Annotated in this window: 14 protein-coding genes; 7 read left to right on the top strand and 7 right to left on the bottom strand. The window is 62.4% G+C overall.

Translation table 11 applies throughout. The features are described from left to right. Nucleotides 1-93 precede the first annotated feature (93 nt). The 4 genes from POI8812_RS02070 to POI8812_RS02055 are packed head-to-tail and all read right to left on the bottom strand — an operon-like array spanning nucleotide 94 to nucleotide 3,419. A complete protein-coding gene (locus POI8812_RS02070; RefSeq protein ID WP_108780860.1) occupies nucleotides 94-780 on the bottom strand; it encodes an ABC transporter ATP-binding protein in 687 nt (228 codons plus the stop codon). After that, nucleotides 777-1,526 carry an ABC transporter ATP-binding protein gene (locus tag POI8812_RS02065; RefSeq protein ID WP_108780859.1) on the bottom strand — a complete coding sequence of 250 codons (750 nt, stop codon included), beginning with the start codon at nucleotides 1,524-1,526 and terminating at the stop codon, nucleotides 777-779. The genes POI8812_RS02070 and POI8812_RS02065 overlap by 4 nt, the downstream gene beginning before the upstream one ends. Further along, on the bottom strand, nucleotides 1,519-2,502 hold the full coding sequence (locus POI8812_RS02060; RefSeq protein ID WP_108780858.1) for a branched-chain amino acid ABC transporter permease: 984 nt from the start codon (nucleotides 2,500-2,502) through the stop codon (nucleotides 1,519-1,521). Before POI8812_RS02060 ends, POI8812_RS02065 begins: the two co-directional genes overlap by 8 nt. Beyond that, on the bottom strand, nucleotides 2,499-3,419 hold the full coding sequence (locus tag POI8812_RS02055; protein ID WP_108780857.1) for a branched-chain amino acid ABC transporter permease: 921 nt from the start codon (nucleotides 3,417-3,419) through the stop codon (nucleotides 2,499-2,501). The genes POI8812_RS02060 and POI8812_RS02055 overlap by 4 nt, the downstream gene beginning before the upstream one ends. A 185-nt stretch (nucleotides 3,420-3,604) precedes the next feature. On the opposite strand from POI8812_RS02055, the gene POI8812_RS02050 reads away from it, so the two are divergent. Next, entirely contained in the window at nucleotides 3,605-4,093 is a 489-nt protein-coding gene (locus tag POI8812_RS02050; RefSeq protein ID WP_108780856.1) for a GNAT family N-acetyltransferase, read from the top strand. Nucleotides 4,094-4,166: 73 nt separating this feature from the next. Here POI8812_RS02050 and POI8812_RS02045 read toward each other — a convergent pair whose 3' ends face one another. Next, a complete protein-coding gene (locus POI8812_RS02045; protein WP_108780855.1) occupies nucleotides 4,167-5,315 on the bottom strand; it encodes an ABC transporter substrate-binding protein in 1,149 nt (382 codons plus the stop codon). 35 nt (nucleotides 5,316-5,350) lie between these two features. Beyond that, nucleotides 5,351-5,587 carry an Lrp/AsnC ligand binding domain-containing protein gene (locus tag POI8812_RS02040; protein ID WP_108780854.1) on the bottom strand — a complete coding sequence of 79 codons (237 nt, stop codon included), beginning with the start codon at nucleotides 5,585-5,587 and terminating at the stop codon, nucleotides 5,351-5,353. Nucleotides 5,588-5,725: 138 nt separating this feature from the next. On the opposite strand from POI8812_RS02040, the gene POI8812_RS02035 reads away from it, so the two are divergent. From POI8812_RS02035 to POI8812_RS02025, 3 genes are read left to right on the top strand one after another with little or no spacing between them, the layout of a single operon-like run. Next, entirely contained in the window at nucleotides 5,726-6,271 is a 546-nt protein-coding gene (locus POI8812_RS02035) for a lipocalin family protein (RefSeq protein WP_108780853.1), read from the top strand. A gap of 56 nt (nucleotides 6,272-6,327) precedes the next feature. Continuing rightward, complete coding sequence (locus tag POI8812_RS02030; RefSeq protein WP_108780852.1) at nucleotides 6,328-7,719, top strand: aspartate aminotransferase family protein; 1,392 nt, start codon at nucleotides 6,328-6,330, stop codon at nucleotides 7,717-7,719. Next, nucleotides 7,716-9,005: an NAD(P)/FAD-dependent oxidoreductase gene (locus POI8812_RS02025; protein ID WP_108780851.1), complete on the top strand. Its 1,290-nt coding sequence runs from the start codon at nucleotides 7,716-7,718 to the stop codon at nucleotides 9,003-9,005. The genes POI8812_RS02030 and POI8812_RS02025 overlap by 4 nt, the downstream gene beginning before the upstream one ends. A 35-nt stretch (nucleotides 9,006-9,040) precedes the next feature. Here the strand turns inward: POI8812_RS02025 and POI8812_RS02020 are convergent, their stop codons facing one another. Further along, nucleotides 9,041-9,919 carry a LysR family transcriptional regulator gene (locus POI8812_RS02020; protein ID WP_245895206.1) on the bottom strand — a complete coding sequence of 293 codons (879 nt, stop codon included), beginning with the start codon at nucleotides 9,917-9,919 and terminating at the stop codon, nucleotides 9,041-9,043. A gap of 99 nt (nucleotides 9,920-10,018) precedes the next feature. On the opposite strand from POI8812_RS02020, the gene POI8812_RS02015 reads away from it, so the two are divergent. The 3 genes from POI8812_RS02015 to POI8812_RS02000 all read left to right on the top strand — a co-directional run bounded on the left by POI8812_RS02015 (nucleotide 10,019) and on the right by POI8812_RS02000 (nucleotide 14,331). Further along, nucleotides 10,019-11,515, top strand: a complete 1,497-nt coding sequence (locus POI8812_RS02015) for a CoA-acylating methylmalonate-semialdehyde dehydrogenase (protein WP_108780850.1) — start codon at nucleotides 10,019-10,021, stop codon at nucleotides 11,513-11,515. 95 nt (nucleotides 11,516-11,610) lie between these two features. Next, on the top strand, nucleotides 11,611-12,759 hold the full coding sequence (locus POI8812_RS02010; protein ID WP_108780849.1) for an acyl-CoA dehydrogenase family protein: 1,149 nt from the start codon (nucleotides 11,611-11,613) through the stop codon (nucleotides 12,757-12,759). Between the two features lie 543 nt (nucleotides 12,760-13,302). After that, complete coding sequence (locus POI8812_RS02000) at nucleotides 13,303-14,331, top strand: enoyl-CoA hydratase/isomerase family protein (protein WP_108780847.1); 1,029 nt, start codon at nucleotides 13,303-13,305, stop codon at nucleotides 14,329-14,331. Nucleotides 14,332-14,360 lie beyond the last annotated feature (29 nt).

Raw genomic sequence — 14,360 nt, 5'->3', positions numbered from 1 at the left:
GATCGCCCTTCGGGGAGGATATTTGAACCAAGAAGAAATCGGCTGCTTCGGATTGGTGGAAATACCCCCGCCGGAGGCCTTGGTTCGCCCGCCCTAGACGCCAAGATATCGTTCGATGAGCGCCGGTTCCAATGCATCAAATGCCCCGGTCCAGACATCCGCGCCCCGTTCCAGCAACACGGCACGATCGGCCACGTTGCCCAGTTCGGAAATGGATTTGTCGATAACAAGGATCGCAAGGCCGGTCTGAGCCTTCAGCTCCGCCAGCGCGGTCCAGATTTCCGCACGGATCAGCGGGGCCAGTCCTTCGGTCGCCTCATCCAGGATCAGGAGGCGAGGATTCGTCATCAAGGCGCGTCCGATGGCGAGCATCTGCTGCTCGCCGCCTGACAGGGTTCCGGCTGTCTGGTCGCGCCGTTCCGCGAGGCGGGGAAAAAGCGCCTCAACCCGAGTCCGGTCCCAATGGCCGGGCCGTGCGGTCGCGCTCAGATTTTCGGCGACGGTGAGTGGGGCAAAGCATCGCCGCCCCTCTGGCACAAGGCCGAGGCCAAGGCGCGCAGCCTTATGGCTGGGCAAGCGGGTGAGGTCCTGCCCTGCAAAGGTGAGACCTCCACCGGTTTCAACCATCCGGCAAATCGCGCGCACGGTCGTCGTCTTGCCCATGCCGTTGCGGCCCATCAGAGCCACAACTTCCCCTTCGCCAATCGAGAGTGAAACACCGAACAGGGCTTGCGCCGGACCGTAATGCGCAGTGACGGACTCAAGGGTCAGCAGGCTCATGCCGCATCCCCCAGATAGGCGTCGCGCACCGCACTGTCGCGGCGAATGTCTTCGACACTGCCCGTTGCGATGATCCGGCCATAGACGAGAACGCTGATCCTGTCGGCGAGCGCGAAAACCGCGTCCATATCATGTTCCACAAGCAGGATCGGAGCTTGCGTGCGCAGCCCGTCGAGTAAGGCCGTCAGGTCATGGGTGCCAGACGTGCCAAGCCCGGCCATTGGTTCGTCCATGACAAAGGCTTTCGGCGCTTGTGCCAGCGCCACGGCAACTTCCAGCTGCCGTCGTTGCCCATGGGACAGATCAGCGACACGGACCGCCCTACGCTCGGCCAGCCCAACTTGTTCAAGTGCCGCTTCGGCCAGCGCGCGCAAGGCCCGATCCCGCAGGATTGGACGGAACAGCGAGGGCCGTTTGCCCGCCGCGCCCAAAGCGCCCAGCATGGTGTTCTGCAGCACTGTATCCTCCATAGCGAGAGAGGAGATCTGGAAAGTGCGCGCGATCCCGGCCTCTGCGCGCTCTGCCGTGCTCAGCGCGGTCACATCCTGCCCTTCAAGATGTACTGTTCCCGCATCCGGGGTCAGTGCCCCGCAGATCTGCGCGATGAGCGTTGATTTGCCGGCCCCGTTCGGGCCGATGACCGCGTGGATCTCTCCTGCGTGCAGGTCCAAGCTGACCGCATCGCTCGCCACCAGCGCGCCGAAATGTTTGGTGATCCCTCGCGTCTCCAGAACCGGCTCAGTCATGTGCGGGTTCCTTCTTTACCAGCGCCCCGATCAGCCCACCCCGCGCGAACAGGACAACGAGCAGCAGCAGCGCGCCCAAAAAGACGTGCCAATAGTCCGAAACACCGCCCAGCCAATGTTCCAGCGTGATGAAGAGCGCGGCTCCGGCCACCGGACCGCAGAGCCGCGCGACCCCGCCAAGGATGATGAAGACCATAATCTCCCCCGACATTTGCCATGCGAACATGGTGGGGGAGACGAAGCGGTTCAGATCGGCAAAGAGCGCGCCCGCCAGTGCGGTCACCATCCCCGAAATCACAAATGCCACCAGTCGCAGCCGGAACGGGGTCAGCCCCGCCGCCTCCACCCGCGCCTCCGACTGCCGTGCGGCATTGAGCGCAAGGCCAAAGCCCGACCGCGCCAAGGTCCAGTGCAGGCCGAGTGCAAGCAACAGCAGTACAAAGCACAGCGCGAAGAACTGGATCGGGTCGAGGGTGTTAAGCCCCGGAAACCCATTGCGCACCCAGATCGACAACCCGTCCTCCCCCCCATAGGCGGGCCAGGAGATCGAGAAGAAATAGAACATTTGCCCGAAGGCCAGTGTGATCATGATGAAGTACACACCAGAGGTGCGCAGGCTGATCAGCCCGATCAACAGCGCGGCAATCCCGCCCATCACAATGGCGGTCAGCCAAATGACGGGCATCGACTTCGTCCCCTCGAACAGGAAAGGGGTCGTGAAGATCGGGTCATAATTCTGCGCATGACTGGCGAGGATTCCCATCGCATAGCCGCCAATCCCGAAGAAGGCGGCATGGCCGAGGCTGACCAAACCACCCAGCCCCAGCGCGATGTTCAGCCCGACGCCTGCAAGCGCGAGGATGGCCACCCGTGTGGCAAGCGTGATGGTAAAGGGCTCGTCCGTTATCCAGGCCCAGACGGGTATGGCCAGCAGCCCGGCGAGCAGGATGAGGTTGAGGTGTCGTTCCCGCATCATGCCGCACCTCCGAACAGCCCCTTGGGCTTCCAGAACAGCACGGCGGCCATAAGCAGGTAGATCAGCATGGAGGCCAGCGCCGATCCGGTGGAGCTGGCAGAGGACGCATCCATGAAGAGCTTAAACAGTTCGGGCAGCAGCACCCCGCCCAATGTGTCGGTCAGGCCGACCAGCAGCGCGCCAATCAGTGCCCCTTTGATGGAGCCAATGCCGCCGATCACGATCACCACGAAGGCGAGGATCAGAACAGGCTCACCCATCCCGACCTGCACCGACTGGATTGTGCCGACCAGCGCACCGGCAAGCCCGGCCAGCGCGGCGCCCAATGCAAAGACGATTGTGTAGAGCTTTGAGATATCGACGCCGAGGGCGGCCACCATCTCCCGATCTGCCTCGCCCGCGCGGATCTGGACCCCCAACCGCGTGCGCGAAATCAGCAGGAACAGCCCCACAGCGACGGCCAGCCCGATCCCGATCAGCGTCAGCCGGTAGAGGGGGTATTGAATGCCGCCGGGCAGGCTGACCGGGCCGGAGAGGTAGTCAGGGATGCTTAGATAGAGCGGGAACGATCCGAAAATATACCGTGTACCTTCACTGAAAATCAGGATGAGTGCGAAGGTCGCCAGCACCTGATCCAAATGATCGCGATCATAGAGCCTGCGGATTACCACCAACTCCACGATTGCGCCGGCCGCCGCCGCCGCCGCAAGGGCCGCGACCAGCGCCAGAAGGAACGACCCGGTGGCCCCGGCCACCGCCGCCGCCGCGAACGCCCCGATCATATAGAGGGAGCCGTGTGCGAGGTTGATAAGCCCCATGACACCGAAGACGAGTGTCAGGCCCGCCGCCATCAGGAACAGCATAACACCCAGTTGCAGCCCGTTGAGGACCTGTTCGATGAGAAGGATCAGTGACATGGGTGTGTCTCTCCCGATAGGTGGTCATCGAAAGGGGGCGGTCCCGGATCAAGTCCGGGACGCGAAAGGGACGTTACGCCCCGGCCTTCGAGCCGGGGCCGCTTTCCACGGAACTCAACCTCCGAAACCGCCAATAGACGTCCCTCTGCTTCCCCACTACCGTTGACCCTGAAAGCGAGGCCCGAATGTCTGTCACCGTCCGCCCCATCGACCGATCCCATGCCGCAGAGATGGCCGGTATTCTGAATCCGATCATCCGCAAGGGTGGCTCCACGGCCTATGAAACCGAGTTCACGCCCGCGCGGATGGCGGAATACGTGTTTGAGCGTGACACGCTTATCTGCGTGCACGGCGCATTTGATGCCGAGGGCACGCTTGCAGGTGTCCAGTGGCTCGACGCGGATGATGATCCCGCACAGCCGCTCGCCTATATTGCCACTTTCGCGCGGATGACGCCGAAGGTTCCGGGCGTCGGTACGGCGTTGATCGAGGCGACCAAGGCGGCCGCCCGCGCAGACGGTCGCACGGCGATTGTCGCCACGATCCGCGCCGACAATGTCAGCGGGCTGGCCTATTATTCCAAGATGGGGTTCGTCGATCATAGCGTGGAGCGGGCGGTTCCTCTGTCCGACGGAACGCCGGTGGATCGGATTTCGAAGCGGTTGGTCTTGTGATGCGCTTGTCCCTGCCATGCGCCGGGACCGCGTTGTTCAGCGTTGCCCCGGATCAGGTCCGGGGCATCACATCTTACATCTCGCATTCGGCTGCGTAGACATCACCATGATCGCTCAGCGCCGTGCCGATGATCCGGTTGGTGAAGACATCGCCTTCCTGGATGACTTCGCGCACATAGATATCCTGAACCGGGTGATGGTTCGTGTTGAACGAGAAGTCGCCCCGCGTGCTTGAGAAATCCGCCGCGCGCAATGCCTCACGGAACGCATCCGCATCCGCCGGATCGGCCACTTCAAGCGCGCTCAACAGCAGGTTCGCCGTATCGAACCCCTGGGAGGCGTAGAGCGAAGGCAGGCGGCCATACGCCTCTTCAAAGCTCTCCACAAAGGCTGCATTCGTCTCGTTTTCGATATCCTTGTTCCACTGCGAGGTGTTCACGACGCCAAGCGCCGCATCGCCCACCGCTTGCAGGATACCCTGATCGAAGCTGAACGCAGGGCCGACGACCGGCAGGTCAACGCCGCTATCGGCATATTGCTTGAGGAACGAGATCCCCATGCCACCCGGCAGGAAGAAGAAGACGCTGTCCGCCCCGCTCGCCCGGATCTGTGCGATCTCCGCGGCATAGTCCGTCGCGCCCAGTTCGGTGAACAGCTCGCCCGCAAGCTCCCCTTCATAGAGCCGCTTGAACCCTGTCAGCGCGTCCTGACCCGCTGGATAGTTGGGCGCAAGGATGAAGGTATTCGAATAGCCTGCCGCGTTCGCGTGTGCGCCCGCCGCCTCGTGCAGGTTGTCGTTCTGCCACGCGACGTTGAAATAGTTCTCATGACAGCCGCGCCCGGCAAGCTGGCTCGGCCCTGCATTGGGCGACAGGTAAAAGACGCCCTGATTGACCGCAGACGGCACGACGGCCATGGCAAGGTTGGACCAGATGATGCCGGTCATCACGTCCACATCCTCGGCCTGAATCATCCGATCCGACAGCTGCACCGCCAGGTCGGGGCGGCGCTGGTCATCTTCGATGATGACCTCGACATTCTCGGCACCCGATTGCTCGATGGCCAGCATGAACCCGTCGCGCACATCAATGCCAAGGCCCGCGCCACCGCCGGACAGGGTGGTGATCATGCCGACACGCACCGGGTCGGCATGGCCATCTGCAAAGGCAGGTGTGGTCAGGGCCAGGGCGGTCGCCGCGGCGCAAAGCAATCTGGTCTTCATGGGTCTTGTCCTCGCTGTTGGGAATTGGCGCTTCTTCAGAACGCCTTGAAAGTGAGTGTCGTGAGGGAGCGTTCCAGCCCGTCAATATCGAGCAGGTTCTCATTGACGAACTTGCCGATATCCTCCCCCTCGGGCACGTAGAGCTTCATCAGCAGGTCATATTCGCCGCTTGTGGAATAAAGCTCTGAATGAATTTCTTTGAGCGCAATCGCATCTGCCACGGCATAAGTCGTGCCCGGGCGGCAGCGGATCTGGATGAATACACAGGTCATCGGTGTTCCTCTCGGATTGGCTGGCGCTCAGTTTTGGGCACGTGCGCGCGGAACACAATGGTTTTGCGCGCCGTGTGCACCCAACAGACGCATTTCGCGCAGCTTGACCTTCCGCGATCCAGTCGCAAGTGCTCTTGCATGAAACACCTCCTTCTTGCCGCCGCACTCTGCCTGCTCACCGGATGTTCTGCCAACTACCGTGATCAATCGGTTGAGGTGATGACGGAACCGACGCTCGACCTCGAACGCTATGCGGGTCTGTGGTACGAGGTTGCGCGCTTTCCGAACTTCTTTGAGCGTGACTGCGTCGCAGCCACGGCGGAGTACACGCCCCGCCCTGACGGACGGATCACCGTACTCAATTCCTGCCGCGACGGCACGTTGGATGGTGAATTGAAACAGGCGGAAGGCGTTGCACGCATTGCAGGTGACAATCCCGCCCGACTGGAAGTCAGCTTCACGCCCTACATTCCCTTTGCGTGGGCTGACTACTGGGTGCTCGACATTGATCAGGACTATACCGTCGCTGTGATCGGCTCCCCGGGTGGCGGGTTGGGCTGGGTTTTGGCGCGTGACAGGGCTCTCCCCCCGGCGCGCGTAGACGCCGCGCTGCAAGTGCTGGCCCGCAACGGCTATGACATCTCACAAGTGGAGCGGTTCGGCCCGGACGGTGCCCCGCTTTGAGCCCTCTTCCCTCTGCCGTGAAACAGGTTCACCATATGCGGTGAAGGAGATCGCCCATGACGCCCCGTGACAATCATATGCCGACTGACGAGTTGCGGGCGCTGGACGCCGCGCATCACATCCACCCGTTTTCGGATACCGCACAGATGCGCGCGCGCGGGGCCCGCGTGATTACACAGGCCGAGGGCGTCTGGCTGACGGATAGTGAGGGCAATCGCATCCTTGACGGCATGGCCGGGTTGTGGTGCGTGAATATCGGCTATGGCCGGACAGAGCTTGCCGATGTAGCCGCCCGCCAGATGGCGCAATTGCCCTATTATAACACGTTCTTCATGACGACCCACCCGCCCGCCGTCGCTCTTAGCGCGAAGCTGGCGCAGATCGCACCAGGCGACAAGAATCGCGTCTTCTATGCCGGGTCGGGGTCCGAGGCGAATGAAACCAACATTCGTCTTGCCCGTCACTATTGGCACCTTTTGGGACACCCGGAAAAGAAAACCATCATCGCGAGGAAGAACGGCTATCACGGCTCCACGATGGGTGCGGCCTCTCTTGGTGGAATGGCGGGAATGCATGCGCAGGGCGGCATGCCAATCCCGGATATTGTTCATATCGATCAGCCCCATTGGTGGGCCGAGGGTGGCGGCATGTCGCCAGAGGAGTTCGGCCTCGCCCGTGCTCGCCAGTTGGAGGAGATGATTGACCAACTGGGCGAGGACAAGATCGCGGCCTTCATCGCTGAACCCATTCAGGGCGCGGGCGGTGTCATCATCCCGCCAGAAACCTATTGGCCGGAAATCACCCGCATCTGCCGCGAGCATCACATCCTGCTGATCGCGGATGAGGTCATTTGCGGGTTCGGCCGCACAGGTCACTGGTTCGGAACGGACTACTACGATCTCGATCCCGACATCATGACAATCGCAAAAGGGCTCTCATCGGGCTACCAGCCCATCGGCGGCTCGATCGTTCGCGAAAGCGTGGCGCAGGTGATCGAGGATGGGGGGGAGTTCAATCACGGCTATACCTATTCGTCGCATCCCGTTGCTGCGGCGGTCGCGCTCGAAAACATTCGCATTCTCGAAGAAGAAAAGGTCATCGACCGCGTCCGCTCTGAAACGGCGCCCTATCTGCAACAGAAATGGGCAAGCCTCGCGGATCATCCGATGGTGGGTGAGGCCCGCATGGCTGGTCTGATGGGGGCACTTGAGCTGACACCGGAAAAGGCGAGCCGCGCGAAATTTGCCGAAGAAGGGGCGGTTGGCCTGATGACGCGGGAACGATGCTTCGCCAATGGTCTGGTGATGCGACATGTGGGCGACAAGATGATCATTTCCCCCCCGCTCGTCATCTCAAAGGAAGAGGTCGACCGTCTGATCGAACTTGCCTGGCAATCCCTCGACGAAGGCATGGCCGATGCCCGCGAGGCCGGAGCCTTCCCTGCGTGAACCTGCTCTATGCCAATGACCGGCCGGGCGCCTACCCGGATAGCTATTATGCAGCCAGCGCCCCGCCAGCGCCGGTCAGCGCGGCTTTGGAGACTGAACTCACCGCCGATGTTGTGATCGTCGGCGCAGGATATACCGGTCTGTCTGCGGCGCTTCATTTGGCCGAGGCGGGCCGCGATGTCGTCCTGCTCGACGCACACCGCATCGGTTGGGGCGCTTCTGGCCGCAATGGCGGACAGGTCGGTTCTGGCCAGCGCGTTGATCAGCCAGAGCTTGAAAAGATGCTGGGGGAGCGACGCGCGCGCCAACTGTGGGATCTCGGTGAGGATGCCAAGAAGCTGGTAAAGCGACTGATCAAGACACACGAAATAGACTGCGATATGCGCCCCGGAATTCTCTATACCGATCATAAGGACAGCGGGACCGACGGCATGCGCGCCTATGCCGAACACATGAACACGGTCTATGACTACCCGATCACCTTCCTCGACCGAGTGGGCGTGCACGGGGAGCTTGGGACGCGCGCCTATGCGAGCGGAATTTTGGACAAACGCGCAGCTCACCTCCATCCGCTGAAATATGCCCAAGGGCTTGGCCGGATTGCCCGCGCCGCGGGTGTCCGTGTTTTCGAGAATAGTCCGGTCACGCAGATTGAACCCGGACGGGTTCAGACAAACAGAGGTTCGGTGCGGGCGCGCAATGTCTTGCTGGCGGCCAATGGCTATCTGGGCCAACTCGCCCCATCCGTCGCGCGTCACGTGATGCCGATCAATAACTACATCGTGGCGACCGAACCATTGGGCAAAGAGCGGGCGCAAAGCCTGATCCGCCGCAATGTGGCCGTGGCGGATTCGAAATTCGTCGTGAACTACTTTCGTCTCAGCGCCGATCACCGGCTGCTGTTCGGGGGCGGGGAATCCTACTCCTACCGTTTCCCCCGCGACATCGCGGCCAAGGCCCGGACGCCCATGCTCGAAATCTATCCGCAGCTGCGCGATGTGCGGATCGACTACGCCTGGGGCGGTACGTTGGGCATCACGATGTCCCGTTTGCCCTATCTGACAGATCTGGGGGACGGCATCCTAAGCGCGTCGGGCTATTCCGGCCACGGTGTCGCGATCGCGACGCTCTCGGGCGCGCTGATGGCAGAGGCGCTGACCGGTGACCGGTCGAGGTTCGAGGCGATGGCCGCCATTCCCGCCCAGCCATTTCCCGGACCGGCCCGCTGGCGCACGCCCCTTCTGATGCTGGCGATGAGCTGGTACGCCCTGCGCGATCGGTTCTAGGGTTTCGGCTTGGCCAAAATACCCCCGCCGGAGGCTCAGACACTGACCGCCTCCCGCACGGCTGCGACGATGGCGTCGGCGGCGCGGCTGATGCGCGGCACGCGCAGATCATCCTCATGCCGGATCAGGTGAAAGGCGCGGGTGAACGAAACCTCGTTTTCCAGGACGCGTGAGACCCCTTTCAGGGCCGAGCCGATGAAGTCGGGCAAAACGCCGACACCCGCGCCCGCCATGATCCAGCGCGCCTGAATCATCAACGCCGTACAGGTCAGCTGCGGTCGCAGATCGGGCGAGATCAGCGGAAGATAGTCGAGCTCCTTGTCAAAGATCAGGTCCGAGACGTAACCGATGAAGCGCACATCCTTCAGATCGCGCAGCCGTGTCAGCCCGTGACGCGCGATCAGCGCGTCACCTGCATAAAGGTGCAACCCGTAATCTGCGATCCGGCGCGTTGTCAGGCGCCCGGCAGAGGGCGGCGTCAGCGCCAGCGCCAGATCCGCCTCCCGTTTCGAGAGGGAAAAGACCCGCGGCAGCGCCACGAGTTCCAACCGCAGATCGGTATGTTCATCTGCGAGTGAAAGCAGCGCCGGTCCCAATACTTCATTCGCCACGCCGCCCGGCGCGCCAACTCGCACCGTGCCGCTGATCCCTTCGGGTCGGGCGCGAAAGTCACTTGTGGCCGCCGCCGCGCTCTCCATCCGCTCGGCAGGTTCCATCAACTTGCGCCCAGCTTCGGTCAGCGCATAGCCCCGGGGGGAACGGTCAAACAACCGCTCCCCCAGCGCCTGCTCCAGCGCGGCCACCCGCCGTCCGACCGTGGCAGGATCGAGGCTCAGCACCTCACCTGCGGCCAATAGGGTCTGCGCTCTGCTCAGCGCCAGAAAGATACGCAGGTCGTTCCAGTTCAGGCTCATCGGCATTCTGCATTTTTGCAAGATCAGACCGGAAACTTACCGCTTCATCTTGCGCTTGCGCAAGTCTACGGTCCACGCAAACAAGTCTGGGAGAGAGTCATGCAACAGCTCTGGCACTTCATTGATGGCAAACGCGTCGAAGGCACATCCGGCCGTTCGGCAGATGTCTACAACCCCGCAACCGGAGAGGTTCAGGCGCAGGTGCCGTTGGCCAATGCGGCGGAGCTGGACAAAGCCGTCGCCGGAGCTGTGGCCGCACAACCTGAATGGGCCGCCACGAACCCGCAGCGCCGTGCGCGCGTGTTGATGGAGTTCATCCGCCTTCTCCACCGCGACATGGACAAGTTGGCGGAGGCCCTGTCCCGCGAACACGGCAAGACCATTCCTGACGCCAAGGGCGATGTGATCCGGGGGCTTGAGGTGGCGGAATTCTGCCTCGGAGCCCCGCATCTGCTGAAGGGTGAGTATACCGATGGCGCGGGACCGGGCATCGACATGTATTCCATGCGCCAGCCGGTCGGCATCGCGGCAGGCATCACGCCATTCAACTTTCCCGCTATGATCCCGATGTGGAAATTCTGCCCGGCCATTGCTGCCGGAAACGCCTTCATCCTGAAGCCGTCCGAGCGTGACCCTTCCGTTCCGCTGATGCTGGCCGAATTGATGCAGGAAGCGGGCCTACCCGACGGCATCCTGCAAGTTGTGAACGGGGACAAGGAAGCGGTGGACGCGATCCTCGACCACGAGGCGATCAGCGCCGTTGGCTTCGTCGGCTCGACCCCGATTGCCGCCTATATCTACGAACGCGGCTGCGCCAACGGAAAGCGGGTGCAGTGCTTCGGCGGTGCGAAGAACCACATGATCATCATGCCCGACGCGGATATGGAGCAAGCCGCCGACGCGCTCGTCGGCGCGGGCTTCGGCGCGGCTGGCGAGCGTTGCATGGCGATCTCCGTCGCCGTCCCGGTCGGCGACGAGACAGCTGATCGTCTTATCGAGAAACTCGCGCCGAAGGTCGAGGCGCTCAAGATCGGGCCTTACACATCCGACGACGCCGATTTCGGCCCCCTCGTCACGAGCGAGGCAAAGCGCCGGGTCGAGGGTCTGGTGCAATCCGGTGTCGATGCGGGCGCAAAGTTGGTTGTCGACGGGCGCGGCTTCTCCATGCAGGGCTATGAGGACGGGTTTTTCCACGGTGCCTGCCTCTTTGACCATGTGACGCCAGACATGGACATCTACACGCAAGAGATCTTCGGCCCGGTGCTCAGCACCGTGCGCGCGCAAAGCTATGAGGAAGCGCTCAAGCTCGCCATGGACCACGAATATGGCAACGGAACCGCGATTTTCACCCGCGACGGCGACGCGGCGCGCGATTTCGCGGCGCGTGTGAATGTGGGCATGGTCGGCATCAACGTGCCGATTCCGGTGCCGCTCGCCTACCACACCTTCGGCGGCTGGAAGAAATCGGTGTTCGGCGATCTGAACCAGCACGGGCCGGACGCCTTCCGCTTCTACACCAAGACGAAAACCGTCACCGCCCGCTGGCCGAGCGGCATCAAGGACGGCGCAGAGTTCGTGATCCCAACGATGAAGTAAGCGCGACGCGCCCCGGACCTGATCCGGGGCCGTCCTGAAAGGAGGGCGGCGGCCCCGGATCAAGTCCGGGGCATGTTGCGAGAGGGAGCTAGGCCATGGATTTCGCCCTGACCGAGGAACAAACCGCCATTGCTGAGATGGCTGCCGACTTTGGCCGCGACCGGCTTGGCCCCATGGCGGCGGAGGCGGAGAGTGCTGGCATCGACCGCGCACTCCTCGCTGAGGTCGGTGCATTGGGCATGGGCGCGATCTATTGCGCCGAGGATCATGGCGGCACGGCGCTCTCCCGCCTCGACGCTGCACTGATCTTCGAGGGGTTGAGCCTTGGCGATCCAAGTGTCGCGGCCTTCATCTCCATCCACAACATGTGCGCGTGGATGATCGACAGCTTCGCCGACGATGCGCTGCGGGCCGAGGTGATCCCCGACCTCGCGAGCTTTGAAAAAGTGGCAAGCTATTGTCTGACCGAACCGGGCAGCGGGTCGGATGCCGCCGCTCTCAAAACCACGGCACGGCGTGAGGGTGATGACTACGTGCTGAACGGCACGAAGGCGTTTATCTCCGGCGGTGATTTCTCCGACTGGTACATCGTGATGTGCCGGACGGGGGAGGCAGGGCCAAAGGGCATCTCGACGTTGCTTGTGCCCAAAGACGCCCCCGGCCTCAGCTTTGGCGGGCAGGAGCGGAAGATGGGCTGGAAGGCGCAACCGACCGCGCAGGTCCAGTTCGACGATTGCCGGATACCAGCGCGTTGTCGGATCGGGGCGGAGGGCGACGGTTTCCGCTTCGCCATGAAAGGCCTCGACGGCGGGCGGCTGAACATCGCGGCGTGCAGCCTTGGCGGTGCGCAGGGCGCGCTGACCCGTACGCTGACCTATATGGGCGAGCGCCGTGCCTTCGGCGAAACCCTTGACCGGTTTCAGGCGCTGCAATTCCGCGTCGCCGATGCCGAGACGATGCTGCAAGCCGCCCGTGTCTTCCTGCGCCAAGCCGCGTGGAAACTCGACCGGGGGGAACCGGACGCCACGCAACACTGCGCAATGGCCAAGCGCTTCGTGACGGACGTGGCCTTCGACGTGGCCAATGACTGCCTGCAACTGCATGGCGGCTACGGCTATCTGGAAGATTACGGGATCGAGAAAATCGTGCGGGACCTCCGCGTCCATCAGATCCTCGAAGGCACCAACGAGATCATGCGCGTCATCATCGCCCGCAAGCTGCTCGCAGATCGGGGGAACGGGTGATACACCGCCGCTTGAACTGTAACGCCACGCAAGCCAGGCGCCCGACCCGCGGGGACTGGCGCAACGCGCCCACCTCAGGGGGGCGGGTTGTGCGCCCGGCGGGCCACTGGCCCGCCGAAGGAGCATTTCATTGACAGAAAGTGTTCGGGCCGTTGGGTGCTCCATCAAAACGATAGGTCATATGCTTCGCCGTCGATATATGCTGAGCGAATTGATCTTTCTTCGGCGTACGCTTCGCGTCCCGGTTTTCAGCTTGTTCTGCCTAGGGATACACTACCTCCCTTGGTTTCTGGCCATTGGGTTTGGCCTCGTTCCATTGGTTTTCCTTGCTGAATATTCCGCGACTGTTATGCCAGTCTGGCTTCTGTGGGGCGTCGCATTGCCTGGGTCTGTGATCCTTTCGATCCCAATCGTCTATTTTTCCGCGTACGACTTCATCCCCAAATACTTCATTGCTGCCGCCGCCATGTTCAGAAGTATGGGGCCTGCAAAAGATCGCATCGAGAAGGTTGAAGGCCGGCTCAGCACTTTGGAGACCAAATCTTGACCGACACCCATTTCCGCATCGAAGGCCGCGCAGGCCGCATCACGCTCAACCGGCCTGAGGCGCTGAATGCGCTCACGCATGAGCAGGTGCTCGACATCGAAAAGTACCTTCTGGAATGGCGCGATGATGACGCGGTCGAGCTCATCATCATCGACGGTGAGGGCGAGAGAGCCTTTTGCGCGGGCGGCGATATTCAAGACCTCTATGAAACGGGTCGTGCGGGCGACTTCGCCTATGGCAAGCGGTTCTGGGCGGATGAATACCGGCTGAACGCGCTGATCTGGAATTACCCCAAGCCCTATGTCGCGATAATGCATGGCTTTGTGATGGGCGGTGGGGTTGGTGTTTCCGCCCTCGGCTCCCACCGGATCGTGACCGATGGCACGCAGGTCGCGATGCCCGAATGCGGGATCGGTTTGATCCCGGATGTGGGTGGATCACTGCTGCTCGGCTGTGCGCCGGGGCGACTGGGTGAGTATCTGGGCACTACGGCAGCGCGCATGGGTCCGGCGGATGCGATCCGCGCGACTTTCGCCGACACATATGTCCCGGCGGACAGGCTCGACGCGCTCAAGAATGCGCTCTGCATCAAGGGCGTCGATATCATCCCGATGTTCGCCCAGACGCCCGAGCCGGGGCCGCTGGAAGCTCTGCAACCGAAGATCGACGAGCATTTCGGGGGCGAGCGTGCGCGCGACATCATCAACAGCCTTGTTCATGATGACAGCGACTTTGCGAAAAATGCGCTCAAGGCCCTGCGCCGCAATGCCCCCCTCGCCGTGGCCTGCGCCGTCGAGACGATCCACCGCGCGCGGGAGTTTGAGCGGATGGAGCAGGCACTGGCGCTCGAATACCGCTTCACGTCCCGCTGTATGGAGCATGGCGAGTTTCTCGAAGGCGTGCGCGCGGCGGTGATCGACAAGGATCGCACGCCGAAATGGGCGGTCCCAACCATCGAAGAGCTGCCGGGCGTCAAAGTCAGCCATATGTTGCAGCCGCTGGGCGCGGATGAATTGAAGTTATAAAGGGCATCGCCCCGGCCCCTGATCCGGGG

The organism is Pontivivens insulae (genome assembly GCF_900302495.1).
GTDB lineage: Bacteria > Pseudomonadota > Alphaproteobacteria > Rhodobacterales > Rhodobacteraceae > Pontivivens > Pontivivens insulae.
This window is presented reverse-complemented; position numbering and strand designations above follow the sequence as displayed.